Annotated in this window: 22 protein-coding genes and 1 riboswitch; of the genes, 16 read left to right on the forward strand and 6 right to left on the reverse strand. The window is 71.0% G+C overall.

Annotation, left to right across the window (positions count from 1 at the left end; translation table 11 throughout):
- The first annotated feature begins 154 nt into the window (after positions 1–154).
- Complete coding sequence (locus ABD355_RS38850; RefSeq protein WP_344405905.1) at positions 155–1,270, forward strand: glycoside hydrolase family 6 protein; 1,116 nt, start codon at positions 155–157, stop codon at positions 1,268–1,270.
- On the opposite strand, the gene ABD355_RS38855 is transcribed toward ABD355_RS38850, so the two are convergent.
- On the reverse strand, positions 1,249–1,881 hold the full coding sequence (locus ABD355_RS38855) for a solute carrier family 23 protein (protein ID WP_344405818.1): 633 nt from the start codon (positions 1,879–1,881) through the stop codon (positions 1,249–1,251). The genes ABD355_RS38850 and ABD355_RS38855 overlap by 22 nt on opposite strands.
- 24 nt (positions 1,882–1,905) lie before the next feature.
- Here ABD355_RS38855 and ABD355_RS38860 point away from each other — a divergent pair, with 24 nt between their 5' ends.
- Complete coding sequence (locus ABD355_RS38860; protein ID WP_344405820.1) at positions 1,906–3,165, forward strand: alginate lyase family protein; 1,260 nt, start codon at positions 1,906–1,908, stop codon at positions 3,163–3,165.
- A 98-nt stretch (positions 3,166–3,263) separates the two neighbouring features.
- Positions 3,264–3,722 carry an acyl-CoA thioesterase gene (locus ABD355_RS38865; protein WP_344405821.1) on the forward strand — a complete coding sequence of 153 codons (459 nt, stop codon included), beginning with the start codon at positions 3,264–3,266 and terminating at the stop codon, positions 3,720–3,722.
- Here the strand turns inward: ABD355_RS38865 and ABD355_RS38870 are convergent.
- Positions 3,682–4,893, reverse strand: coding sequence for an MFS transporter (locus ABD355_RS38870; RefSeq protein ID WP_344405822.1), 1,212 nt, complete (start codon positions 4,891–4,893; stop codon positions 3,682–3,684). The two genes, ABD355_RS38865 and ABD355_RS38870, sit on opposite strands and share 41 nt — an antisense overlap.
- Before the next feature lie 142 nt (positions 4,894–5,035).
- Here ABD355_RS38870 and ABD355_RS38875 point away from each other — a divergent pair, with 142 nt between their 5' ends.
- On the forward strand, positions 5,036–6,454 hold the full coding sequence (locus tag ABD355_RS38875) for an ROK family transcriptional regulator (protein WP_344405823.1): 1,419 nt from the start codon (positions 5,036–5,038) through the stop codon (positions 6,452–6,454).
- 114 nt (positions 6,455–6,568) lie between these two features.
- On the opposite strand, the gene ABD355_RS38880 is transcribed toward ABD355_RS38875, so the two are convergent.
- Together ABD355_RS38880 and ABD355_RS38885 are read right to left on the reverse strand one after the other, a co-directional pair.
- Entirely contained in the window at positions 6,569–7,309 is a 741-nt protein-coding gene (locus ABD355_RS38880) for an SDR family oxidoreductase (RefSeq protein ID WP_344405824.1), read from the reverse strand.
- An 89-nt stretch (positions 7,310–7,398) separates the two neighbouring features.
- Positions 7,399–8,289: an RNA polymerase sigma-70 factor gene (locus tag ABD355_RS38885; RefSeq protein WP_344405826.1), complete on the reverse strand. Its 891-nt coding sequence runs from the start codon at positions 8,287–8,289 to the stop codon at positions 7,399–7,401.
- A 231-nt stretch (positions 8,290–8,520) separates the two neighbouring features.
- Positions 8,521–8,651: riboswitch (FMN riboswitch) on the forward strand.
- A gap of 151 nt (positions 8,652–8,802) precedes the next feature.
- Here ABD355_RS38885 and ABD355_RS38890 point away from each other — a divergent pair.
- From ABD355_RS38890 to ABD355_RS38930, 9 genes are all read left to right on the forward strand, one after another.
- Entirely contained in the window at positions 8,803–9,408 is a 606-nt protein-coding gene (locus tag ABD355_RS38890; protein ID WP_344405827.1) for a riboflavin synthase, read from the forward strand.
- The gene (pnuC, locus tag ABD355_RS38895; protein WP_344405828.1) at positions 9,405–10,046 is read left to right on the forward strand and encodes a nicotinamide riboside transporter PnuC; all 642 of its coding nucleotides are present in this window, start codon (positions 9,405–9,407) and stop codon (positions 10,044–10,046) included. Before ABD355_RS38890 ends, pnuC begins: the two co-directional genes overlap by 4 nt.
- A complete protein-coding gene (locus ABD355_RS38900; protein ID WP_344405829.1) occupies positions 10,043–11,332 on the forward strand; it encodes a bifunctional 3,4-dihydroxy-2-butanone-4-phosphate synthase/GTP cyclohydrolase II in 1,290 nt (429 codons plus the stop codon). Before pnuC ends, ABD355_RS38900 begins: the two co-directional genes overlap by 4 nt.
- A 30-nt stretch (positions 11,333–11,362) precedes the next feature.
- Entirely contained in the window at positions 11,363–11,848 is a 486-nt protein-coding gene (gene ribH / locus ABD355_RS38905; protein ID WP_344405830.1) for a 6,7-dimethyl-8-ribityllumazine synthase, read from the forward strand.
- Positions 11,849–11,882: 34 nt separating this feature from the next.
- Complete coding sequence (locus tag ABD355_RS38910; RefSeq protein ID WP_344405831.1) at positions 11,883–12,155, forward strand: phosphoribosyl-ATP diphosphatase; 273 nt, start codon at positions 11,883–11,885, stop codon at positions 12,153–12,155.
- A gap of 64 nt (positions 12,156–12,219) precedes the next feature.
- On the forward strand, positions 12,220–13,068 hold the full coding sequence (gene hisG, locus ABD355_RS38915; RefSeq protein ID WP_344405832.1) for an ATP phosphoribosyltransferase: 849 nt from the start codon (positions 12,220–12,222) through the stop codon (positions 13,066–13,068).
- Positions 13,069–13,092: 24 nt separating this feature from the next.
- Complete coding sequence (locus tag ABD355_RS38920; protein ID WP_344405834.1) at positions 13,093–13,536, forward strand: PH domain-containing protein; 444 nt, start codon at positions 13,093–13,095, stop codon at positions 13,534–13,536.
- A gap of 178 nt (positions 13,537–13,714) precedes the next feature.
- The gene (locus ABD355_RS38925) at positions 13,715–15,040 is read left to right on the forward strand and encodes a hemolysin family protein (protein WP_344405835.1); all 1,326 of its coding nucleotides are present in this window, start codon (positions 13,715–13,717) and stop codon (positions 15,038–15,040) included.
- Positions 15,037–16,122 (forward strand): hemolysin family protein, encoded by a 1,086-nt coding sequence (locus ABD355_RS38930; protein ID WP_344405837.1) that lies wholly within the window; start codon positions 15,037–15,039, stop codon positions 16,120–16,122. Before ABD355_RS38925 ends, ABD355_RS38930 begins: the two co-directional genes overlap by 4 nt.
- Before the next feature lie 104 nt (positions 16,123–16,226).
- Here ABD355_RS38930 and ABD355_RS38935 read toward each other — a convergent pair whose 3' ends face one another.
- Positions 16,227–18,092, reverse strand: a complete 1,866-nt coding sequence (locus ABD355_RS38935; RefSeq protein ID WP_344405839.1) for an AAA family ATPase — start codon at positions 18,090–18,092, stop codon at positions 16,227–16,229.
- Between the two features lie 427 nt (positions 18,093–18,519).
- Positions 18,520–19,173 carry a uridine kinase family protein gene (locus ABD355_RS38940; RefSeq protein WP_344405840.1) on the reverse strand — a complete coding sequence of 218 codons (654 nt, stop codon included), beginning with the start codon at positions 19,171–19,173 and terminating at the stop codon, positions 18,520–18,522.
- A 219-nt stretch (positions 19,174–19,392) separates the two neighbouring features.
- Between ABD355_RS38940 and ABD355_RS38945 the strand changes: the two genes are divergently transcribed.
- The 3 genes from ABD355_RS38945 to ABD355_RS38955 all read left to right on the forward strand — a co-directional run bounded on the left by ABD355_RS38945 (position 19,393) and on the right by ABD355_RS38955 (position 23,442).
- Positions 19,393–20,343: a hypothetical protein gene (locus tag ABD355_RS38945; RefSeq protein ID WP_344405842.1), complete on the forward strand. Its 951-nt coding sequence runs from the start codon at positions 19,393–19,395 to the stop codon at positions 20,341–20,343.
- A 69-nt stretch (positions 20,344–20,412) separates the two neighbouring features.
- Entirely contained in the window at positions 20,413–21,867 is a 1,455-nt protein-coding gene (locus ABD355_RS38950; protein WP_344405906.1) for an amino acid permease, read from the forward strand.
- Positions 21,868–22,068: 201 nt separating this feature from the next.
- On the forward strand, positions 22,069–23,442 hold the full coding sequence (locus ABD355_RS38955) for a peptidase C39 family protein (RefSeq protein ID WP_344405843.1): 1,374 nt from the start codon (positions 22,069–22,071) through the stop codon (positions 23,440–23,442).
- Positions 23,443–23,561: the final 119 nt, after the last annotated feature.

Consider the following 23,561-nt stretch of genomic DNA (forward strand, 5'->3'; position numbering starts at 1 on the left):
GGGTCCCAGTCCTAGGCTGACGGGGGTGTCGGCGGGCCCGGCGCTTCCCCAGAACGGGGGAACGGAGTGGGGGAGCAGCACGGTGTCAGGCTTACGCGCGCAGCGGCTGGCCGCACGCAGGGCCGAGCGCAGACGGGCCAAACGGCGCGGCGCCATGGCCGCGGCGGCCTGGGTCGTGGTCGCCGTCGGCACCGCGACCGGCATGATGTCGGCGCTCGACGACGGACGCGGCGCGCAGCAGGCGAAGCCCGAGGTGACCAGTTCGCCGCGGCTCGAGCAGCTGCCCGTGGTGCCCTCCGCATCGGCCACGGCCACCAAGTCCGCGTCCCCGCCGTCGAGTTCCCCCACGAAGGCCGGTCCTTCGCCGACCGGAACGGAGCCGAAGCGGCAGCCCGCCGCGGTGTCCGCCCTCCTCTACCGGCACGCCGACTCCAAGGTGCTCGACTGGGTCCGCGACCATCCGGACGATCCGCGCACACCGGTCATCGAGTCCCGGATAGCCGACCAGCCGGCCGCCGTGTGGTTCGCCGACTACACGCCGGCGACCATCACCTCCCGCGTCCGCGCGGTCACCTCGGACGCCGCGGCCGAGGGCCGGGTGCCCGTCGTCGTTCCGTACGCGATACCCGGCCGCGACTGCGGGGGCGCCTCCCAGGGCGGGGCGCCCGATCTCGCCGCGTACGACGCCTGGATCGACGGCTTCGCGGCGGGGCTCGGCTCCGGCGAGGTCGTCGTCGTTCTGGAGCCCGACTCCATAGCCCAGTCCGGTTGCCTCTCCGACCGCGCCCGCGCCGACCGCTTCGCCTCGCTGGCGCGCGCGGGCCGGGTCCTGAAGACGGCCGACCCGAGGGCGCGGGTCTACTACGACGCCGGGCACTCCGGCTGGAACCCGGCCGCGCAGCAGGCCGCGCTGCTGAAGGAGGCGGGCGCCGCCTCGACCGCCTCCTCCGACGGGATCTTCAGCAACGTCTCCAACTTCCAGACGACGTCCGACGAGATCGCCTACGACCGCCAGGTCCTCGCCGGCCTCGGCGGACCCGCGGGCCTGGGCGCCGTCATCGACACCAGCCGCAACGGCAACGGCGCCCCCGCCGACGGCGAGTGGTGCGACCCGGCGGGCCGCAGGATCGGCCGGGCGCCCACGCTCTCCACCGGTGAGGCACGCATCGACGCGTATCTGTGGGTGAAGCTGCCGGGGGAGTCGGACGGCTGCAAGGGGGCCCCGGGCACGTTCAGCCCGTCGTACGCCTACGACCTGGCCTCGTCGTAGGAGGAGGTGCCCTCGTCCAGGAGCGGCTGCTGAGTCTTGAGATGCGCGGGTGCGAAGGCACGCAGGGCGTGGTAGCCGGTGATGACGACCAGGGTGCCGAGGGCGATGCCGCTGAGGGAGAAGTGCTCGGTGAACTTCATCGGCACATTGCCGACCCCGATGATGAGGCCCGCCGCGGCCGGGACCAGGTTCAGCGGATTGCGCAGGTCTACCCGGGCGTTGGTCCAGATCTGCGCACCGAGCAGTCCGATCATGCCGTAGAGGATCACGGTGATGCCGCCGAGGACACCGCCCGGGATCGCGGCCACGACCGCGCCGAACTTCGGGCAGAGGCCGAAGAGGAGGGCGAAGCCGGCCGCGGCCCAGTACGCGGCGGGTGAGTAGACGCGGGTCGCGGCCATCACACCGATGTTCTCGGAGTACGTGGTGTTGGGCGGCCCGCCCACCGCGGTGGACAGCACGGAGCCGATGCCGTCGGCCGCGATCGCCGACCACTGGCGGGGTTTCTCTTTCTCTGTACATGGAAGGCTGTCCGGACCATTGTCACGGCTACCTGGCGCCTCTACGCTCGCACGGTCCTGCTCATGAACTGCGTTCACATTCCTGACCATTCGTTCGATGGATCGGAGTGCTCGATGAGTGGAAGATCCCGTGCCGCCGTCCTGCTGTCCGCTGTGGTGACCCTCGCGGCCGTCCTCGTCCCCTCCGCGCACGCGGCACCCAGGGCCCCCGACACGGCCGTCCTCGACGGCGCCCGGCTGCAGCGGACGAAGCTCCGCCTGGATCAGGGCGATCCGCAACTCCAACTCGCACTATGGGAGTTGACGGCCCGCGCCGACAACTGGCTGACGCAGGGCCCCTGGACGGTCGTCGACAAACCCCGACCGGCACCCGGCGGCGACCTCCACGACTACCTCAGCCAGGCCCCCTACTGGTGGCCCACCCGAACCCCGACGGCTGACAACCCGTGGGGTTGCCCGTATGTCCAGCGGGACGGACAGCGCAACCCCGAGGTCGACTCGGGAACCGACCGCCAGGACGTCGAGAAGGTCTTCGACTCGACCTACGACCTGTCCCTGGCCTGGTACTACACCGGCAAGCGCGCCTACGCCGAAAAGGCGGCCCAGGTCCTGCGCACCTGGTTCCTCGACCCGGCCACACGTATGAACCCCAACCTCGACCACGCCCAGTTCATCCCGTGCAAGTACGACGGCCGGGCCATCGGCATCATCGACTTCTCGCAGTCGTACACCAGCGTCGTCGACGCCCTGGCCATCCTCGGCACGGGCGCCCCCGGCTGGACGAAGACCGACCGGACGGGGATGGCGAAGTGGAACGCCGACTTCCTCGACTGGCTGAAGAACAGCGCCTTCGGCAAGGAGGAGGGCGCGGCGGCCAACAACCACGGCACCTTCTACGACATGCAGCTCGCCGCCCTCGCCTACGCGACCGGCGACCGGGCGCTGGCCCGGCGAACCGTCCTCGACGCGCGCACCAGACGCATCGACGCGCAGATCGCCGCCGACGGCAGCCAGCCGCAGGAGCTCGCGCGGACGCGGAGCTGGCACTACTCGACCTTCGACCTGGTCGCGTACACCCGGCTCGCGGCGATCGGCCGGCACGTCGGCGTGAACCTGTGGACCTATCAAGGTCCGGGCGGGCAGGGCCTGTTCAAGGCCGTCGACTACCTCCTGCCCGCCGCGACCGGCTCCCTCGCATGGCCGCACCCGGAGCTGGAGTTCCACCGCTACGCGGCGAGCGACGTCGTACACGCGGCGGCGGATGCGGGCGACAAGGCGGCGCAGCAGGCCGTCCCCCAGCTGGAGGCACCGCCCGGCGGCGACCTCTGGGCGCTGCGTCCGGCAGCCGAGCAGCTGGACTCGATAGCGGGCTGACCAGGTCCTTTCCAGTGGCCCTCCCAACCGGGGCTCCTGAGCGTCCGCTTAGGATGGAGTGTCCCCACCGCTTCGTCCCCTGCCCAGGAGCCCCACCCGTGACCGCCGAAGCCACGATCGCCCCCGCCCTGTCCTACGGCCGGCTGATCCCCGTCACCGTCCACTTCGACGACCTGGACGCCCTCGGCCTGCTTCACAACGCCCGCTACCCGCTGATGGTCGAACGGGCCTGGTCCGAACTGTTCCAGGAGTACGGCTTCGGCTTCGAGGGCGACTGGGCCGCGGCGGGGGACGCCTGCAACGCGGTCAAGGAACTCCGGATCAGCTACGAGGCCCCGGTCACCCGGCCGGGCGCCTACGCCGTCCACCTCTGGCTGGAAAGGCTCGGCACCACCGGACTGACCTACGGCTTCCGGTTCTGCTCCCCGGACGGCTCGGTGACCTACGCGCACGGCTTCCGGGTGCTGGTCCGGCTGGACCCGGAGACGATGCGGCCCGCGCCGTGGAGCGAGCGGTTCAGGGTCGCGGGTCGGGAACTGCTGCGCTCCGACGGCTGACCTCCGCGCGGCTGCGGTCGCCGGTGCGCAGAACGCCCGCGAAGGCCGCAAGACCGCACGCCAGGACCGTCACCAGCACGAACGACACCAGCAGGCTCGTCGCCTGCGCCACCCCGCCGATGAGGCCGGGTGCGATCAGGCCCGAGGTGTACGTGATGGTCGCGACGCCCGCGATGGCCTGACTCGGGTTCGGGCCGCTGCGGCCGGCCGCCGCGAAGCACAGCGGCACGACGACCGCGATACCGAGGCCGAGCAGCGCGAAACCGCCCATCGCCACGGCCGGACTGCCCGCGACGACGATGAGCAGCCCGCCCAGGACCGCCAGCGCCCCGCCCGCCCGCACGGTGCGAACCGCGCCGAAGCGGTCGACCACCACGTCGCCCACGAGCCGGGCCACCGCCATGGTCAGCATGAAACCGGTCGTGCACGCGGCCGCCAGGCCCGCCGAGGTGTCGAGCTGGTCGCGCAGATAGACCGCCGACCAGTCGAGACTGGCGCCCTCGGCGAAGACCGCGCAGAAGCCGACGGTGCCGATCAGCAGCGCTGACTTCGGCGGCAGTGTGAACCGCGGCGGCGGCTCCTCGTCCTCGGCGGCCTGCACGTCGAGCACCCAGCGGCAGGCCAGTACGCCGAGCAGGGTGAGAGCGGCCGCCGCCAGCGCGAAGTGCAGACGCGCGTCCGAACCCAGGTGCGCGGCGAGTGTGCCCGCCGCCGAGCCGATCAGTGCACCCGCGCTCCACATGCCGTGCAGGCTCGACATGATCGACCTGTCGAGCAGCCGCTCCACCTCGACACCGAGCGCGTTCATCGCGACGTCGGCCATGCCCGCGCTCGCCCCGTACAGGAACATCGCCAGACACAGCGTGAGCATGTTCGGCGCGAGCGACGGCAGGACGAGCGCCAGCGTCCACAGCGCGATCAGGCCGCGCAGGGCCGTACGGCTGCCGAAGCGGTGACTGATCCGCCCGGCCAGCGGCATGGCGCAGGACGCGCCGAGCGCGGTGAAGGCCAGGGCGAAGCCGAGCTGTCCCGCACTCAGCGAGGCATGGTCCTGGACCCATGGCACACGGGTCGCGAACGAACCGGTGACGGCGCCGTGCACGGCGAACACGGCGGCCACGGCGTACCGGCTGTGCCTCACCTCGCGCAGGTCGTAGACCACGTCGCCCATTCTCGGCCCCACCCCTCTCCCACACGGTTCCCCTCGGCGTCGCGTAAACTATCAGGAACCCTGCCTGATAGATAGGGGATTTACGGCCGCCCGGGCGCACGCCCGCCTCGGTCCGGTCCCGCCGATCTGGAAGGATCCCGGCATGCCCGCATCCCCCAGCACCGCCCGGGCCATCAACGACCGGCTCGCCCTGCGTCTGCTGCAGCAGCAGGGCCCGTTGACGGCAGGCCAGTTGAAGCAGCTGACCGGCCTGTCCCGGCCGACGGTCGCCGATCTGGTGGAGCGCCTCACCGCGTCCGGCCTGATCACCGTGGTCGGGGAGGCGGGGGAGCAGCGGCGCGGACCGAACGCGAAGCTCTACGGGATCGTCGCGGACCGCGCGCATCTCGCCGCCCTGGACGTCCGTACCGAGGGTGTGTCCGTGGTCGTCTCCGACCTGCTCGGCCGGGTGCTCGCCGAGGCGTCCCTGCCGATCGGCGGCGACACGGGGACGGGCCCGGCGGTGGAGCAGGCGGTCGCGCTGGTCGAACGCGTGGCGAAGGAGGCCGGCGCCGACCGCCTCCACACCGTCGGGATCGGCGCCCCCGGTCTGATCGACCCGTCCACCGGCGAACTCCGCAACTCCTCGGGCCTGCCCGAGTGGCACCGCCGCCTGGTCGCCGCGCTCCAGGAGCGCCTCCCCGAGGCCCGCGTCAGCGTCGAGAACGAGACCAACCTCGCGGCACTCGCCGAACAGCGCGACGGCGCCGCCCAGGACCGCGACACCTTCGTCCTGCTGTGGCTCGGCCACGGCACCGGCGCGGCCGTGGTCCTGGACGGCGCCCTGCGCCGCGGGGCCTCCGGCGGCACCGGCGAGATCGGCTTCCTGCCCGTACCGGGCACGACCGCCCTCCCTTCGGCGACGGACTGCGAGGGGGGTTTCCACTCCCTGGCGGGTTCTGCAGCGATCGTGCAGTTGGCACGGGAGCACGGTCTGACGGCGGAGGGGGCGCTGCATGAACCGGTGGCTGCGGGGGTGGTGCGGACGGCGGCTGCCCTGGTTTCGGGGAATGGCGCGGTGGCAGCATCCGGGCAATCGCACGGGAGTGCCGGGGCGGAGTCGCGTGGCGGCGACGCCCGGGTGGGTGGGCCGGAGGAGGCCGCTGCGGTGCCGGTACGCGGCGGCGAAGCAGGGGCGGCCGGGCCCGCTTCGGCCGGAGGCGTCGAGCGTGCCGGGGAGACCGGTGACACCAGGGGCGCAGCGCCGACGCGCGAGGGGGTGCGCGTCCCCGATGCCCGGTGCGCCGACCGTTTCCTCGACGCCCTCGCCGATCGGCTTGCCGTGGGTGTCGCCTCCGTGGTGGCGATCCTCGACCCCGGCTGCCTCGTCCTGGGCGGCGAGGTCGGCCAGGCCGGTGGCGCCGAACTCGCCGCCCGCGTGGCCGAACGGGTCCGCCGTATGTCTCCGCTCCCCACCGAGGTCCGGGCCGGCGCCCTCGGCGGCAGTGCCGTACTCCGCGGAGCCCTGCTCACCGCGCGGGACCGTGCTCAGGAGGAGTTGTTCGCGCCGCCCGGGCGGTAGTGCGCGCTTCCCGAGAGGTGTGCGGCGGCTCCGGTGCCGCTCAGGCCGATGGCCACGGCAGTGCCGCCGGCACCACCCCCGCCCCGAGCCCGGGGTGCACCCCGTCGAGCCGGCTCATCCGCGTCGCCCGGCGAGGTACTCCTCGAACGTGCCCTTGCCGACGGCGTGTTCGGGCGCGAGGTGTCCACCGCCGAGGAACCCCCGGTACGCCTTGCCCCACAGCGGCACGTTCACCACTGCCCGCCGACGCCCGGTCGCCTTCAGATAGGTCCGCGCCAGCGACTCGAACGTCCGGATCTCCGGCCCGCCCATGTCCTCGACCCGTCCCGCGGGAGCACCGACGGCCAGTTCCGCAAGCCGCGCCGCGACCTCCGCCACCTCGACCGGCTGGTCGCTCGCCCGCGCCGGCAGCAGCATGACCGGCAGTTTGGCCATTGCCTTGAACACCATCACGAGCAGGTCGTGGAACTGGGTCGTGCGCAGCACGGTCCAGCCGAGACCCGACTCCTCGATCAGCTTCTCGACGGCGAGCTTGGTCCGGTAGTACGGAAACGGCACCTGGTCGACGCCGACGATCGAGATGTAGACCAGATGCCCCACCCCGGCCCGCCGCGCCGCCGCGACGAGGTTCCCGGCCGCCTTGTCGTCACCGCCGGTCTGCGTCGTCGCACAGTGCACGATGGTGTCCACGCCCGCGACCGCCGCCTCCAGCCCGGCGCCCCCCTCGCGCAGATCGACGGCGTACGGCCGGCTGTGCCGACTGAGCACCCGCACCTCGTGCCCATCCGCGCGCAGCCGCTCGGCGACGAGCCGGCCGAGGGTTCCGGTGCCGCCGGTCACCAGGATCGTGGTCATGCTGTTCAGCCCCTTCGGACGCCGGGCGCTCCCAGGTGGAGCGCCCTACGTCAGCTGAGACGGAGCAGCCGCGTGGAATGTGACAGCCACTAGGCCGCCCGCGTGAGCTGCCGCCGTACGAAGCCCAGCTTGTCCGGGTTCACCACGACCCGGATGTGGGCGATCCGACCGTCCCGCACCTCGAACGCCACCATGCCGACCAGCGTGTCGCCCGCCCACGCGGCCAGCCCCGTCTCGCCGTTGACCTCGGCCGCCGTGAAGTCCAGCCCGGCCGCGAACCGCTCGGCGCCGCCCACCGAGAGCCGCGCCACCTTGTCCAGTCCCTCGACCGGCCGCCGGGCCGCACTGACCTTGCCGCCGCCGTCGCTCGACCAGACCACGTCCGCCGTCAGCAGCTTCTCGAGCCCGGCCAGATCACCGTCCCGGGCCGCCGTCAGGAACGACACGACGAGCTCCTCCTGCCGCTCGGGCACCGCCTCGAAACGGGACCGCTCCTCGCCCACCCGCTGCACCGCCCGGCGGTACAGCTGCCGGCAGTTCGCCTCGCTCAGGTGGAGCACGCCGGCGATCTCGCGGTGGCCGTACCCGAACGCCTCCCGCAGGACGTACACCGCACGCTCGGTCGGACTGAGCCGCTCCAGCAGGATCAGCATCGCCATCGACACGGCATCGCGCTGCTCGGCCGACTCCAACGGTCCGAGCGTGCCGTCCGAGGTGATCACGGGCTCCGGCAGCCACGTTCCGACGTAGTGCTCGCGCCGGGCGCGGGCCGAGGTCAGACGGGACAGGCACAGGTTGGTGACGACCTTCGCCAGCCAGGCCGCCGGATACTCGATGCCCGTGCGGTCGGCCCCGCTGAAGCGCAGATAGGCGTCCTGCACCGCGTCCTCCGCCTCCTCGGCCGAGCCCAGCATGCGGTAGGCCAGGCCGAACAGCCGCGGGCGGTGCGTCTCGAACTCGTCGGCGGTCGCGCTGCTCATGCGGACCACCCTGCCAGAGCCCGTGCACGGGGGAGTTGTGAGGCCCGGCGGTGGGCAAGGGCCGTCGTCACCACCGCCAGGCCGGTCCGCGAAGATCCGAAAAGGACTAGACCAAAGGGTCCACCAGTGGGGCCGGGTTGAGAAGTCCATCGACAGTGCCTGTGAGCCAACCCACACCGTTCGCCCGTATGGACCTCGATCAGGCGTGGCACACTGACCGTGTACCAGAAGCAGCGCACTCCGGGGTCGGTGAAAGTCCGAACCGGCGGTTACAGTCCGCGACCCGACCGCTTCCAGCGGCCGGTTGACCAGGTGAAATTCCTGGACCGACGGTTAAAGTCCGGATGGGAGGCAGTGCGCGGCGGGCGGGCATCCACGTATGCGCGCCGCCGTATCTGGGCTCGTCCTCGGGGCGGTCCCGTCCGGCGTCGCCCCCGGTGTCCTCGCTCGTTCATTCTGTCGTCATCGACAGGCCCCGGAGTCCGTGCCCGAAGAGGCAGGAGGACCCGGGAAGTGTTCACCGGAATCGTCGAAGAGCTGGGCGAGATCACGGCCGTCGAAAACCTCGGCGACGCCTCCCGCTTCCGGCTGCGCGGCCCCGTCGTCACCGAGGGCGCAAAGCACGGCGACTCCATCGCCGTGAACGGTGTCTGTCTCACCGTCGTCGAGCACGAGGGCGACGAGTTCACCGCCGACGTCATGGCGGAGACCCTCGACCGCTCCAGCCTCGGCGCCCTCGGCGTCGGCTCCCGCGTCAATCTGGAACGCCCCATGGCCGTGGGCGCCCGCCTCGGCGGCCACATCGTCCAGGGCCATGTCGACGGCACCGGCCAGGTGTTGGAGCGCAAGCCCTCCGAGCACTGGGAGATCATCAAGATCTCGCTGCCCGCGGACCTGACCCGCTACGTCGTGGAGAAGGGCTCCATCACGGTCGACGGCATCAGCCTCACCGTGGTCGACGCAGGACCGGACTACTTCACGGTCAGCCTCATCCCCACCACCCTCGCCCTGACCACGCTGGGCATCAAGCAGCCCGGCGACCCGGTCAACCTCGAGGTGGACGTCGTCGCCAAGTACGTCGAGCGCCTGCTCGGGGCCGGTCAGGGGGCGGACCGGTGAACTGGCTGAACTCGCAGGCCTTCACCCTCCTCGGCCAGCGCATCATCTGGTCGGACATGATCGGCAACATCCTCGGCCTGATCACCCTGGCCCTCGGCTGGCGCCGCTCCCTGCTGACCTGGCCGGTGCAGTTCCTCTCCGGCCTCATCCTGTTCATCGCCTTCTACGGCCATCTCGCCGGCAGCGCCGGCAAGCAGGTCGTCGTCATGGTCGTGGCGCTGTACGGCTGGTGGCAGTGGAACCGCAACAAGGGGCAGGCGGCGGACGGTCACATAGCCCCACGCTTCGCCACCTGGCGCGAGCGCGGCGCGATGGTCGCCGCCGCGGCCGTCGGCACGGTCGCCGTCGCCCTGCTCTTCAAGGCCTACCCGTCCCTGTCCTGGGACCCCTGGCCGGACGCCTACATCTTCGTCGGCACCGTCGTCGCCATGTACGCCCAGGCCCGCGGCATGACCGAGTTCTGGATCGCCTGGCTCCTCGTCGACCTGGTCGGCGTCCCCCTCAACTTCGCCAACGGCTACGCCTTCTCCGGCTTCGTCTACGTCATCTACGGCGCACTCGTCCTGTGGGGCATGCGCGACTGGTGGCTGCGCTCCCGTCAGGCGTCGCAGCCCGTCCTGGAAGGAGCGCCGGCATGACCACGGCACCTGTTCTGTACAGCACCGACGGCATCGAGGACTGGTCGCTCGACCCGGTCGAGCAGGCCATCGCCGACATCGCGGCCGGCCGGCCGGTCGTGGTCGTCGACGACGAGGACCGCGAGAACGAGGGCGACCTCGTCATCGCGGCCGAGAAGGCCACCCCCGAGATCGTCGCCTTCATGATGAGCGAGTGCCGCGGCCTGATCTGCGCGCCCATGGAGGCCGAGGAGCTGGAGCGGCTGAGGCTCCCGCAGATGGTCGAGGACAACACCGAGTCGATGAAGACCGCGTTCACGGTCTCCGTGGACGCCTCCGCCGCGCACGGCGTGACCACCGGCATCTCCGCCTCCGACCGCGCCACCACCCTCCAGCTGCTGGCGAGCGGAGAGACCCACGCCGACGACTTCGTCCGCCCGGGCCATATCTTCCCGCTGCGCGCCAGGTCCGGCGGTGTGCTCGTGCGCGACGGCCACACCGAGGCCGCCGTCGACCTCGCCCGCCTCGCGGGGCTGCGCCCGGCCGGCGCGATCGTCGAGATCGCCGGCGAGGACGGCCGCATGCTGCGCCTGCCCGAGCTGATCCCCTTCGCCCGCAAGCACGGCCTGACGATCATCTCCATCGAGGACCTGATCGCCTACCGCCGCAGCTCCGAGCCCACCGTCCGTCGCGAGGCGGAGACCCAACTGCCCACCGCCCACGGCGATTTCACGGCCTACGGCTACCGCTCCACCGTCGACGGCGTCGAGCACGTCGCCCTCGTCCACGGCGAGATCGGCGACGGCGAGGACGTCCTGGTCCGCGTCCACTCCGAATGCCTGACCGGCGACATCTTCTCCTCCCTGCGCTGCGACTGCGGCCCCCAGCTGGACGCCTCCCTGCAGCGCATCCAGTCCGAGGGCAGGGGAGTGGTCGTCTATCTGCGCGGCCACGAGGGCCGCGGCATCGGGTTGCTGTCCAAGCTGCGGGCGTACGAGCTCCAGGAGCGCGGCCGCGACACCCTGGACGCCAACCTGGAGCTCGGCCTGCCCGCCGACGCCCGGGACTACGGCGCAGGCGCCCAGATCCTCGAGGATCTCGGTGTCCGCAGCGTCCGCCTGATGACCAACAACCCCGACAAGACCGACGCGCTCGTCCGCCACGGTCTCAAGGTCACCGGCCGCGAGCCGATGCCCGTACAGGCGGGCGAGCACAACCTCCGCTACCTGCGCACCAAGCGGGACCGGATGGGACACGACCTGCCCTGGCTGGACACGGCCCCCGTGTCCACCTGCAGCACCCAGTAAGACCAGAGCACACCGAGGAGACAAGAGAACGTGAGCGGCAAGGGCGCACCGGAACTGTCCGTACGAGGCGTCGGAGACCTGCGGGTCGCCGTCATCGCGGCGCAGTGGCACGAAAAGGTGATGGACGGCCTGGTGGACGGCGCCCTGCGCGCCCTGCACGACCTGGGCATCGACGAGCCGACCCTGCTCAGGGTCCCCGGCAGCTGGGAGCTCCCGGTCGTCGCCAAGGTCCTCGCGGGCCGCGGCTACGACGCGATCGTCGCCCTCGGTGTCGTCATCCGCGGCGGCACCCCGCACTTCGAGTACGTGTGCCAGGGCGTGACCCAGGGCCTCACCCAGGTCTCCGTCGAGACCGGCGTCCCCGTCGGCTTCGGCGTCCTCACCTGCGACACCGAGGAGCAGGCCCTGGACCGGGCCGGCATCGAGGGCTCCAACGAGGACAAGGGGCACGAGGCGGTGACCGCGGCCGTGGCGACCGCGGCGACCCTCCGCTCAGTATCTGAACCGTGGCACTGATGTATACGGGGTTTGGCATAGGCTGAGCGTCACCATGTCCAATAAGACGTTCGAGGAGCTCTTCACCGAGCTCCAGCACAAGGCCGCCCACGGCGACCCCGCCACTTCCCGCACCGCGGAACTCGTCGGCAAGGGTGTCCATGCCATCGGCAAGAAGGTCGTCGAGGAGGCCGCCGAGGTCTGGATGGCCGCCGAGTACGAGGGCAAGGAAGCGGCCGCCGAGGAGATCTCGCAGCTGCTGTACCACGTCCAGGTGATGATGGTCGCCCGCGGCATCTCCCTGGACGAGGTCTACGCCCACCTCTGAGCCGTCACAGCCGCACCACACCCCGCACACACGCCCGTACGCACGAACAAAGGAAGCCGACCTCATGCTGCGCATCGCCGTCCCCAACAAGGGTTCCCTGTCAGGCCCTGCGGCGGAGATGCTGCATGAGGCCGGCTACCAGCAGCGCCGGGAGTCCAAGGAGCTCAGGATCGTCGACCCGGCCAACGAGGTCGAGTTCTTCTACCTGCGCCCGCGCGACATCGCGATCTACGTCTCCTCCGGCCGCCTCGACATCGGCATCACCGGCCGCGACCTGCTGATCGACTCCGGCGCCAACGCCGAGGAGATCCTCCCGCTCGGCTTCGCCCGCTCCACCTTCCGCTACGCCACCAAGCCGGGCACGGCGAACGGCGTCGAGGACCTCAGCGGCATGACGGTCGCCACCTCCTACGAGGGCATCGTCGCCAAGCACCTCGCCGACAACGGCGTGGATGCCTCGGTCGTGCACCTCGACGGCGCCGTCGAGACCGCCATCGAGCTGGGCGTCGCCGAGGTCATCGCGGACGTCGTCGAGACCGGCACCAGCCTGCGCAACGCGGGCCTGGAGGTCATCGGCGAGCCGATCATGAAGTCCGAGGCCGTCGTCATCCGCCGCACCGGCGAGAACGGCGAGGAGCCCAAGGTCCAGCAGTTCCTGCGCCGGCTGCAGGGCGTCCTGGTGGCCCGGACGTACGTGATGATGGACTACGACTGCCGCGCCGAGCACCTGGAGGAAGCGGTCGCCATCACCCCCGGCCTGGAGGGTCCGACCGTCTCGCCGCTGCACAACGAGGGCTGGGTCGCCGTCCGCGCCATGGTGCCCGCCAAGGACGCCCAGCGGATCATGGACGACCTGTACGCGATCGGTGCCCGGGCCATCCTGACCACGGCCATCCACGCCTGCCGTCTCTGAGAGCACAAGAAGAGGCACACAGAGATGTCCGACCTGCCCGCTCTCCCCGTCACGTTCCGGCCGGGCCGCACCCGGGCCGTCCTGCTCACCTCCGGCGCGGTGATCTTCGTGGTGATCACGGCCGTCGCACTGCTCCTGGAGCAGCTCAGCCCCGGCGAGAAGCTCAGCTTCGTCTTCACCGGAGCGGTCCTCTTCGGTGTCCTTGCCCTGCTCGCCCGGGTGAAGGTCGTCGCCGACGAGACAGGCGTCACCGTCGTCAACATCGCCAGCCGGCGCCACCTGGAGTGGGCGGAGATCCTCCATGTGAACCTGCGCCCGGGCGACCCCTGGGTCTTCCTCAACCTCAGCGACGGCACCAGTCTGCCCGCGCTCGGCATCCAGCCGGGCATCGCCAAGGAGCGCGCCATCGCCGATGCGCGCACCCTGCGGGCACTCGCCGAGGCCCGCTCGACAAGGGATCTGCCGTAACGGCCCCTGTCTTGATTAATCTGTTGGCGGAGGCGTTTTTCGTTGCGCCTCCGCCGCTGAAGTTCCCGACGGGCTTCAGAGGCCCCCTGCTACCCGAGGAGTGACTCCCTCCAGCGATGGACGGATCGTCCTGTAGTACCTGCGCCGCCACCTCACGACATACCGAGGCGGCGGCATCATGACCACCCCCCTGCTGCTCCTCGGAGCGGCCCTCCTGCTGATCCTGGCCAACGGCTTCTTCGTGGCCGCCGAGTTCGGCCTGGTCACGGTCGAGTCGACGGACGCCGAGAAGGCCGCCGCCGAAGGCGACAAACGGGCCCGAAGGGTCGCCGAGTCGCTCAGGGAGCTGTCCTTCCAGCTCTCCGGCACCCAGCTCGGCATCACCATCACCTCCCTCGTCGTCGGCATGCTCGCCGAGCCCGCGCTCGCCCAGCTGCTGCACGGCCCGTTCACCGCGATCGGCATCCCCGAAGGCGCCGTCTCCGGTGTCGCGGTGGTCGTCGGCATGCTGCTGGCCTCCGCCGTGCAGATGGTGATCGGCGAGCTGGTGCCCAAGAACTGGGCGGTGTCCAAGCCGATGCAGGTCGCGCGCTTCGTCGCCGGCCCGCAGCACAGGTTCGCCCGGCTGTTCCGCCCGGTGATCGCCGCGCTGAACGCGGTGGCCAACCGCCTCGTCCGCGCCCTGGGCGTCGAACCCGCCGAGGAGCTGGCCTCCGCCCGCACCCCCGGCGAACTGGTGTCCCTGGCCCGGCACTCCGCACAGGCCGGTGCCCTGGAACAGGACACGGCCGACCTCTTCGTACGGACCCTGTCGCTCGCCGAGCTGACCGCGCAGCACGTCATGACCCCGCGGGTGAAGGTGAGCGCGCTGCAGTCGACGGCGACCGCCGAGGACGTGGTGAACCTGACCCGCGCCACCGGCCTGTCCCGTTTCCCCGTCTACAAGGAGCGGATCGACGAAATCGTCGGCATGGTCCATCTGAAGGACGCCCTCGCGGTCCCGGTGCACGAGCGCCTGCGCACCCCCGTGGGCCGTATCGCCCGTCCCGCGCTGCTCGTCCCCGAGACCCTGCCCGTGCAGCCGCTCCTCGCCCAGCTGCGCAAAGAACAGCCCATCGCCGTCGTCGTCGACGAGTACGGCGGCACGGCGGGCGTCGTGACGCTGGAGGACATCGTCGAGGAGATCGTCGGCGAGGTCCGCGACGAGCACGACGGGCAGGACGTGCCCGAGCTCGCCGCCGCCCCGCCGGAGGACGGCAGGCCCGCCTGGGACGCCGACGGCAGCTGCCGCGTCGACATCCTGCAGCGCATAGGACTCGACGTGCCCGAGGGGCCGTACGAGACCGTCGCCGGCCTGGTCGCCGACCGCCTCGGCCGGATCCCGGCCGTCGGCGACAGGGCCGAACTGCCCGGCTGGCGGCTGACCGTGCGCCGCGTCGGCCACTACCGCGCCGAGCGGGTCCGGCTGGTACGGACCGGCCAGGTCGTGGAGGTCGCCCGATGAGCGTGCTCCAACTCCTGTTCGCCGGCCTGCTGGTGCTCGCCAACGGCTTCTTCGTCGGCGCCGAGTTCGCCCTCGTGTCCGTACGCCGCAGCCAGATCGAACCGCTCGGCACGGCCCGCGCCCGCCAGGTCCTCTACGGCCTGGAGCGGCTGCCGCAGATGATGGCCGCGGCCCAGTTCGGCATCACCGTCTGCTCGCTGACCCTGGGCGCGGTCGCCGAACCGACCGTCGCGCACCTGCTGGAGCCGGTCTTCGAGTGGATCCACCTCCCGGACGGGATGATCCACCCGCTGGGTTACGTCATCGCGCTCGCCGCGGTGGTCTTCTTCCACCTCGTCATCGGCGAGATGGTCCCGAAGAACCTCGCGATGGCGGCCCCGGAGAAGGCCGCACTGTGGCTCGCCCCGGGCCTGGTCGCCTTCGCCCGCGTCTGCAAGCCGATCACCGTCGCCCTCGGTGCCGTCGCCCAGGCGATCCTGCGGCTCTTCAGGGTCGAGCCGAAGGACGAGGTCGAGGCCGTCTTCACCAGCGAGCAGCTCAACCGCCTGGTGGAGGACTCCGGCCAGGCGGGCCTGCTCGACCCCGAGGAGCAGGAACGCCTCGAGGACGCCCTGGAACTGGGCTCCCGCCCGGTGACGGACGTGCTCCTGCGGCGTGAGTCATTGGTGACGGTGCCCCCGTCGGTCACCCCGGGCCGCATCGTCGAACTCACCGCGCGCACCGGGTACTCCCGCTTCCCCATAGCGGCCGAGAACGGCGCCTTCATGGGCTATCTGCATGTCAAGGACGTACTGGACCTGGAGGACTCGGAGCGCGCGGTGCCGCAGCAGCTGTGGCGGCCGATGACGACACTGCGCTCCGAACTCCCCCTGGACGACGCCCTGACGGTGATGCGCCGCGCCGCCACCCACCTGGCCCAGGTCGCCGACGCCTCCGGCAAGGTCCTTGGCCTGGTGGCCCTGGAGGACGTACTGGAACTCCTGGTCGGCGAGGTCACGGACCCGGCCCACCGGGACATCCCGGAGGTGAAGGTCACGGAGCCGCGGGCGAGCGGGGAGCCGGAGCAGGCGCTGGCAGGTTAGCGCCGGGTCCCCGCGCCCCCTCAGGGGCGCGGGGAACTGCGCGACAAGCCACGACGCACCCGCAGCCGCGAGATGTCGGAATCGACCGAGCTCGTGGGCGCAGCTCACAACCCCGACGGATCCTGCGGCCCCCGCCCCGACAGCACCTCTCCGTACGCCTGCATCAAGTCGGGAAGCCGCAATGTCGACAAGTCGTCCCGCGACAGAACCCCGGGATAGGTCGACAACCGCAGATCCCGATACGCACAGCTCTTCTCATACAGCGTCCGCAGAAACCGCCCGTTCCCGAGCTCGTCGATCCACCCCTGATCCACCACATGCCCGGCAATGGACCGCAGCTCGTCCAGCGCCTCCTCGTCCCACACGTCGCCGTTCTCGGCAGCCAGCACCTCACCGATCGAGGTGAGCTCGAGCGGCCGGTACGAGGGAAAGTCGACGCGGGTGGTGAAGCGGGAGGACAGGCCGGGGTTGGCGGCCAGCAGGCGGTCCATGCCCTCCGGGTAGCCGGCCAGTATGACCACCAGGTGGTCGCGGTTGTCCTCGGCCCGCTTCAGCAGCACCTGCAGCGCCTCGTCGCCGTACGCGTCGCCCTTGCCGTACCCGGAGTTGGACAGCGAGTAGGCCTCGTCGACGAACAGCACACCGCCGATCGCGGAGTCGATCAGTTCGTTGGCCTTCACGGCCGTCTGGCCCAGGTACTCGCCGACCAGATCGGCCCGCTGAGCCTCCACGAGGTGGTCGCCCCCGAGCAGCCCGAGGGCGTAGAAGACGCGGCCGAGGATACGGGCGACCGTGGTCTTGCCGGTGCCGGAGGGGCCGGAGAAGACGAAGTGCCGTTTCGGCGGCTGGACCGGCAGGCCCTGACCGGCGCGCAGCCGCGCCATGTTCAACTGGGCGGACAGCGCCTTGACCTGTCGCTTGACCGGTTCCAGGCCGACCATGCGCTCCAGCTCGGCAAGCGCCTCCTCGAGCAGCGCGGGGTCGGTGGGCCCCGCGGGCAGCGGGGACCCCGGCGGGCCGACGGTCTTCTCGCGCACCGTCGGGTCGATCGAGGACGGCAGCGGCCCCACCGGCGGCAGGTCGGACTCGGAGAGCCTCAGGTCCCGGCCCTCGGTGCCGAAGATCGGGTCCAGGGTGTCGGGGCCCTCCAGGACGTCCTGGCCGCCGGAGAGCGCGATCGCCGCGAGGTCGGTGGCCTCGTCGTACCCGTCGCCCTCGGCGATCGCCGCCAGCCGGGCCGAGGTGTCCATGAAGGCGGGGTCGACGCGGTGCACGGCCCGGTAGAGGGGGAGGGCGGCGGCCGAGCGGCCCGTGCCCTCGTGGGCGCGCGCCAACCAGTAGCGCAGCTCCTTGCGCTGCGGCTGCTCGCTGCGGCAGCGCATCAGGGCGGACGAGAGCAGTGGCTCGGCCTGTCCGTACATCTCCAGGCGGACCCGGGCCATGCCGCCGAACAGGCCTGCCTCGATGCCGAGCAGGGCGTCGTCGATCAGCGGGTCGGTGTGGCGGACGAGCTGGTCCCAGTCCTTGACGAGATAGGCCCGGCAGGCGTGCAGGAAGCGGACCTGGGGGTCGGTGTCCACGGGCGGCAGGCCCGCGAGCGCCCGGTCCAGCTCCGGTACATGGCGGCCGTCCAGCCAGTGCGAGGCGTGCGCGAGCAGCAGATCGCGCGGGCTCTCCAGGACGGGCTGCACCCACCAGCCCAGCCAGTACCAGGAGTTGAGGGAGCGGCGGTGCCGGGCGCGCTGTTCGCCGAAGCGGTCGCGGTGCCGGAACATCCGTAACAGCGCGGTCGTCGTGTCGACGCGCAGCGCATGCAGTCCGAGCCAGCCGTCGGCCATCCCGGGATCCATCCGCACCGCGGCCCGGAACTCCTCCTCCGCCTGCGGATAGGCGCCCATCGTGTAGGCGTCCACACCTCGCAGCCAGGCGAGGTCGGCCGGGGCCTCGGGGCCCTGCGTGCCGAAATCCATCACGTCCCCCACAAACCGTGCCCCCGTCGGTTGACCGCCGGACCGATGTCCGCCGGCCGCCTTGATCGAACCGCCGTGCCGCGGACCGGAGTTGCGGTGCGCGCAGCCGTCCATCAGGTCGCACCGAGGGCATCGTACCTGCGGGGGTGTCGCCCGCCGAAGGGTGCCGCACGGGCCGTTTGGCGAGGTGGGAGCAGACGGGGCGCACTTCGGACGGTGACGGTGCGTGAGCGAAATGTGCCGCGGAGCGTCCGGAAAACGGGGTGCGGGCAGAACGAAGCCCCCGATCACGGGGGAACAACCGGGGGCTTCGCGACTCTGGGCGGCTTCGCATGGCCGCACATTGAGAACGTAAGTCCTGTACGGCCCCCCGGTCAAGCGGAGTTGAGGCACTCCGGGAAGTTCTCCGGCGGGCGTCTTCACAAGTTCAGCACACTGCCGATGGTCCGTCACCGTGTGTGAGCGCCTGGTCCGGTCCAATAGTCTTCACGGGCCCCGGCAGCACCTCGTACCCCTTCTCCGACTGCCGTACCAGAAGGTCGGCGAACGGCCTCGACGGGTCCTCGGCGAAGTGTTGCCGCTCCGCCCTGACCCAGCCGACCCAGAACTCCCGCTGCTCCTCCCCGTCCCGCTGCCGTCCGCGCGTCCAGGACTCCTCGTGCGGCAACTCCATCCACAGCAGCGCCGCGAGGTACTTGCGCAGGGCGCGGCGGCCGGCGCCGACGCCCTCGACGAGGATCACCGGGGCCGACGGCAGTGTGCGGGGCGGTCCGAAGGTGCGGGTGCGCCAGTCGTAGGGGGCGTAGTGGGCGCTCTCGCCGCGGCTCAGCGGTTCGATCACCTGGGCCAGCAGTCGCCCGGTCCACTCGAACAGCTCGTCGTGGCTGGCGATGTCGTCGAGGTGCAGCACGGGCGCCCCGTCCAGGGCGCGGGCCAACCGGCCGGCGAACGTGGACTTTCCGGAGCCGGCATGGCCGTCGACGCCGATCAGGCGGACCGGGCCGCAGGACGGGGGCAGTCGTCGGAGCCGGGAGGCGAGGTCGTGAATGGCTGTTCCTTGGCCGGCTGGAGAGTTGGGCATATTCGACAGGAACATTCTAGTGGTGGGTGAAACCGGGGCGAATGGGTGGGCCGGAAAATAGTGTCGCATTGAACCAGTCGTTGGCTGGCTGCGAGCCAGTGTCAATCCCGTCGCGACACCTCGGACCACCATCTCGAAAAGCGCGTTCCGGTTGCGCTCTTCGCTGAGTAAGGTGCTGGGTGCACAACTGCGAGGCGTCGTACGGGGAGACAGGAGCAGATGGCCGCTGGGTTATTCGAGGGGCAGTATGTGTGGCATCCGGCGGCCGACGACCGCTTGCTCGCCAGCGTATGCGTCGACGTACGCGCCGGCCGATACCGGAGCGCCCATGAAGCCCTCGCCGAAACACGCGGCGACTTCGGTCTGCGCGCCCACCGCTCCCTGGTCCTCGCCTCCGAGGCCGCCGACTCCGATCTCGCCGAGCGCTGGCTGGCCGAGGAGCCGGCCCCCGAGGCCGCGCTGCTGTGGGCGCGGGTGGCGGTGCTGCGGGCGGTGCGCGCGGCCGACGCGAGGGACGACCGGGCCGAGGCGCTGGAGCGGATCGCGCTGACCGCCTGCGACCGGGCGGCGGCGATGAACCCGGCCGATCCCACGCCCTGGGCGGCCCGGCTGGCCATGGCCCGGCTGCACCGGCTGACCGACCCCGCCCCGCGTGGACTGCTCACCGCGCCGCCCGGCCCGTGGCGGCTCTTCGCGCACGTCCTGTCCCTCGACCCCTGGCACCGCGAGGCCCACCACCGCTTCCTGGCCTGCTTCTTCACCCGCCACGGCGGCTCCGTCAACGCCGCCTGGGACGTGGCCGCCTTCCTCGGCCAGCGTGCGCCCGCCGACTCCCCGCTGCGCCTGCTGCCCCTCGTCGCCCTCGTCGAGAGCTACAACCCGACCCAACTGCTCGCCGACCGGGTCTGGGAGCAGCCGCAGTGGCGCTCCACCGCCCTCGCGATCTACCAGAACTGGCTGCCCACGATTCCCGGTTACCGCTTCACACCGGTGCTCGACCTGGCCTACCTGGCGCACGCGCTGGTCATGGGCAAGCGCGAGTTCGAGGCCCGGGCGGTCTTCGCGGCGATGGGGCCGTACGCCTCCCGTATGCCCTGGTCCGCCTTCGGAGAGCCGGCCGACCAGCTGTCCCGCGCCCGCCGCGCCTGCGGCCTCCCCGTCCCCCCGTAGACCCCCCACCGAGAGAGAGGCCGACCAGTGCCGGAACGGATATCCGACGACGACGCCGTACTTCATGAGATGGGCTACCCGAGAAAACTGACCCGTCGCTTTCAGGCATTCGACAATTTCGCCATCTCATTCACCATCATCAACATCATTTCAGGAATCTTCTCCAGCTTCGGATTCGGGCTGAATGCCGGAGGTCCCCGCATTCTCGTCTTCGGCTGGATCGGCGTCTCGGTCATGGTGCTCTTCGTCGGACTCGCCATGGCGGAAGTCGCCTCCGCCTATCCGACGAGCGGCGCCCTGTATTTCTCCGCCGGGAAACTCGCCAGACGGCACAAGGGAGCCTGGTCCTGGTACACCGGCTGGCTGAACTTCGTGGGCCAGATCGGCGGCACCGCCGCCACCGGCTACGCGGCCGCCACCTTCATCCAGGCCTTCATCGCCCTGCAGTGGCCCTCCTACGAGCCGACCACCCACCAGACGGTGCTGATCACGGCACTGCTCATCGTGCTGCAGGGGCTGGCCAACACCTACACCGTCCAGTTGGTCGCGCTCCTCAACCGGATCTCCGTGTGGTGGTTGCTGATCGGTCTCGTGGTGATCGTGGGCGCCCTGATCGTCGGACCCGACCAGCACCAGTCCGCGTCGTTCGTCACGCATTTCGCGAACAACACCGGTTTCACGAACGGCCTTTACGGCGGGATGCTCGGCCTGCTCGTCACCAGCTGGACGTTCACCGGCTTCGACGGCAGCTTCCACATGTCCGAGGAAACGGTGCGGGCCACGGTCAACGCCCCGAAGGGGATCACACGGGCGATCGGCTACTCGGCGATCACCGGTCTGATCCTGATGCTTGCACTGGTCTACAGCATTCACGACTACGACCATGTGGCGAGCGCCTCCGCACCGCCCGTCCAGATTCTCATCGACGGCCTCGGCCTGACCACCGCCAAGGTGCTCCTGCTGATCGTGATCGGCGCGATGCTCTTCTGCGGCCTCGCCAATCTCACCAGCAACACCCGGCAGATCTTCGCCTTCTCCCGCGACGGCGCCATGCCCGGCTCCCGGCTGTGGCACTCGGTCTCGCCCCGCACCCGCACCCCCGTGAAGGCCGTCTGGCTCGCGGTCGGCTGCTCGCTGGCCCTCGTCCTGCCCGGCTGGTGGTCGCAGACGGCGTTCACCGCCATCGTCAGCGTCAACGTCGTCGGACTCTTCCTCGCCTACGCCGTGCCGATCCTGCTCCGGCTGAGCCTCGGCGACGAGTTCCAGCGGGGGCCGTGGCACCTGGGCCGCTGGAGCAAGCCCGTCGGCGTGATCGCGGTGGCCTGGATCCTGCTCAGCAGCGTCCTGTTCATGCTCCCGCAGGCCTCGCCGATCACCGTCGACTCCTTCAACTACGCGCCGATCGCCCTCGTCGTCGTCCTGGTCGTCGCCACCGTCTGGTGGTTCGCCACCGCCCGCCGCCGCTTCCAGGGTCCGGTCAGCTACGGCCGCCCCGACGAGGTCGCGGCGATGGACCTGATCTGAACTCCGCGCCGAGCGCCCGGCGCGCGCCGGGCCGGACGGCCCAGCAGGTCATGCCAGTGGTCCAGGCCAATATTGGTGGGCGTGGCATGGGCCGAAGTGCTGGCAGGAGGTGCCGCCCGCGGCCATAGTTGGCGCACAACCATGCAGCGCAACCGCGCATGTGGACCTGCCCGACTCGGACACCTGGGGGTCGTTCCACCCATGAGCAGAGCCGAACAGCCGTCCCGCAGAACCGTCCTCGCCGCCGCGGTGGCCGCCGCGGTGGTGGGCCCCGCCGTCACCGCCGACGTGGCCCACGCCGAGGAGTCCGCCGTGGCCCCGACCCCTCCCCACTCCGAGGGCGCCCCCACGGTCGACTACCGTTCCTGGACCTCGTACCGGGACTGGCGCGCCGGCACCGCGCAGGGCACCCGCGCGGTGGCAGGCGCCCGCCCCGGCGTGGTGATCGCCGCCCCGGCCGGCACCACCGACTACACCGACCCGCACACCGGCACGACCGCCGGCTGGGAGTACGCGACCTGGACGTCCCCCGTGCACCGGCTCCGCGTCCCCGCCACCGAGGTGATCGCCTCCTGGAACGCGCACACTCCGGCCGGCACCTGGCTCCAGGTCGAACTGCACGGCACGTACTCCGACGGCACGCAGACCCCCTGGTACGTCATGGGCCGCTGGGCGGCCGGTGACCAGGACATCAAGCGGACCTCGGTGGACGACCAGAAGGACGGCAAGAGCGCCGTCTGGACGGACACCTTCGCCATCGACGACGCCACGACCGGCCTGCGCCTGGTCTCGTACCGCCTCCGCCTCACCCTGTACCGCAAGCCGGGCACCAAGCTCACCCCCACCGTGTGGCGGCTCGGCGCGATGGGCTCGGACATCCCCGACCGCTTCACCGTCCCGGCCTCCACGCCCGGCCTCGCAAAGGAACTGATCGTCCCGCGCTACTCGCAGGAGATCCACAAGGGCCAGTACCCCGAGTACGACAACGGCGGCGAGGCCTGGTGCAGCCCCACCTCCTCGCAGATGATCATCGAGTACTGGGGAGGCCGGCTCACCCGCGAACAACTGGCCTGGGTGGACCCGAGCTACGCCGACCCGCAGGTCGACCACGCGGCCCGTTTCACCTACGACTACCAGTACCAGGGCTGCGGCAACTGGCCCTTCAACGCCGCCTACGCGGCGACCTACAAGGACCTGCAGGGCGTGGTCACCCGGCTCGGCTCGCTCACCGACCTGGAGACGCTGATCGCGGCCGGCATCCCGGCCATAACGTCCCAGTCGTTCCTCAAGGAGGAGCTGACGGGGGCGGGCTACGGCACCGCGGGCCACCTGATGACCGTCATCGGCTTCACCGCCGACGGCGACGTGATCGCCAACGATCCGTTCTCGCCGAGCGACGACGCCGTGCGCCGTGTCTACAAGCGGCGCGAGTGGGAGAACATCTGGCTCAGGACCAAGCGGTACAACGCCTCCGGCAAGGTCGTCTCCGGCACCGGCGGCGTCTGCTACCTGTACTTCCCGGCCCGGCCCACACCCCGCCAGCGCAAGGCGCTCGCGACGGTCGGCGTGCGCTGAACGACAGGCGAAGGGCCCGGGGACACCGGGCCCTTCGCCCGTGAGCGACGTCTCCGCCTCTGGGGCAGCCCCTCTGCGGCCACGTGTCGAGTGGACTCGAACGAGTGGACGTGGTTGTT

This window comes from Streptomyces longisporus (assembly GCF_039532765.1).
Classification (GTDB): Bacteria; Actinomycetota; Actinomycetes; order Streptomycetales; family Streptomycetaceae; genus Streptomyces; species Streptomyces longisporus.

What these genes read in the sequence shown, in the direction of transcription:
- ABD355_RS38850 (WP_344405905.1), top strand. Translation starts at nt 155, where the DNA reads ATGGCCGCGGCGGCCTGGGTCGTGGTCGCCGTCGGCACCGCGACCGGC.
- ABD355_RS38855 (WP_344405818.1), bottom strand. Translation starts at nt 1,881, where the DNA reads ATGGTCAGGAATGTGAACGCAGTTCATGAGCAGGACCGTGCGAGCGTA.
- ABD355_RS38860 (WP_344405820.1), top strand. Translation starts at nt 1,906, where the DNA reads ATGAGTGGAAGATCCCGTGCCGCCGTCCTGCTGTCCGCTGTGGTGACC.
- ABD355_RS38870 (WP_344405822.1), bottom strand. Translation starts at nt 4,893, where the DNA reads ATGGGCGACGTGGTCTACGACCTGCGCGAGGTGAGGCACAGCCGGTAC.
- ABD355_RS38875 (WP_344405823.1), top strand. Translation starts at nt 5,036, where the DNA reads ATGCCCGCATCCCCCAGCACCGCCCGGGCCATCAACGACCGGCTCGCC.
- ABD355_RS38880 (WP_344405824.1), bottom strand. Translation starts at nt 7,309, where the DNA reads ATGACCACGATCCTGGTGACCGGCGGCACCGGAACCCTCGGCCGGCTC.
- ABD355_RS38885 (WP_344405826.1), bottom strand. Translation starts at nt 8,289, where the DNA reads ATGAGCAGCGCGACCGCCGACGAGTTCGAGACGCACCGCCCGCGGCTG.
- ABD355_RS38900 (WP_344405829.1), top strand. Translation starts at nt 10,043, where the DNA reads ATGACCACGGCACCTGTTCTGTACAGCACCGACGGCATCGAGGACTGG.
- ABD355_RS38910 (WP_344405831.1), top strand. Translation starts at nt 11,883, where the DNA reads ATGTCCAATAAGACGTTCGAGGAGCTCTTCACCGAGCTCCAGCACAAG.
- hisG (WP_344405832.1), top strand. Translation starts at nt 12,220, where the DNA reads ATGCTGCGCATCGCCGTCCCCAACAAGGGTTCCCTGTCAGGCCCTGCG.
- ABD355_RS38920 (WP_344405834.1), top strand. Translation starts at nt 13,093, where the DNA reads ATGTCCGACCTGCCCGCTCTCCCCGTCACGTTCCGGCCGGGCCGCACC.
- ABD355_RS38925 (WP_344405835.1), top strand. Translation starts at nt 13,715, where the DNA reads ATGACCACCCCCCTGCTGCTCCTCGGAGCGGCCCTCCTGCTGATCCTG.
- ABD355_RS38930 (WP_344405837.1), top strand. Translation starts at nt 15,037, where the DNA reads ATGAGCGTGCTCCAACTCCTGTTCGCCGGCCTGCTGGTGCTCGCCAAC.
- ABD355_RS38935 (WP_344405839.1), bottom strand. Translation starts at nt 18,092, where the DNA reads ATGGATTTCGGCACGCAGGGCCCCGAGGCCCCGGCCGACCTCGCCTGG.
- ABD355_RS38940 (WP_344405840.1), bottom strand. Translation starts at nt 19,173, where the DNA reads ATGCCCAACTCTCCAGCCGGCCAAGGAACAGCCATTCACGACCTCGCC.
- ABD355_RS38945 (WP_344405842.1), top strand. Translation starts at nt 19,393, where the DNA reads ATGGCCGCTGGGTTATTCGAGGGGCAGTATGTGTGGCATCCGGCGGCC.
- ABD355_RS38950 (WP_344405906.1), top strand. Translation starts at nt 20,413, where the DNA reads ATGGGCTACCCGAGAAAACTGACCCGTCGCTTTCAGGCATTCGACAAT.
- ABD355_RS38955 (WP_344405843.1), top strand. Translation starts at nt 22,069, where the DNA reads ATGAGCAGAGCCGAACAGCCGTCCCGCAGAACCGTCCTCGCCGCCGCG.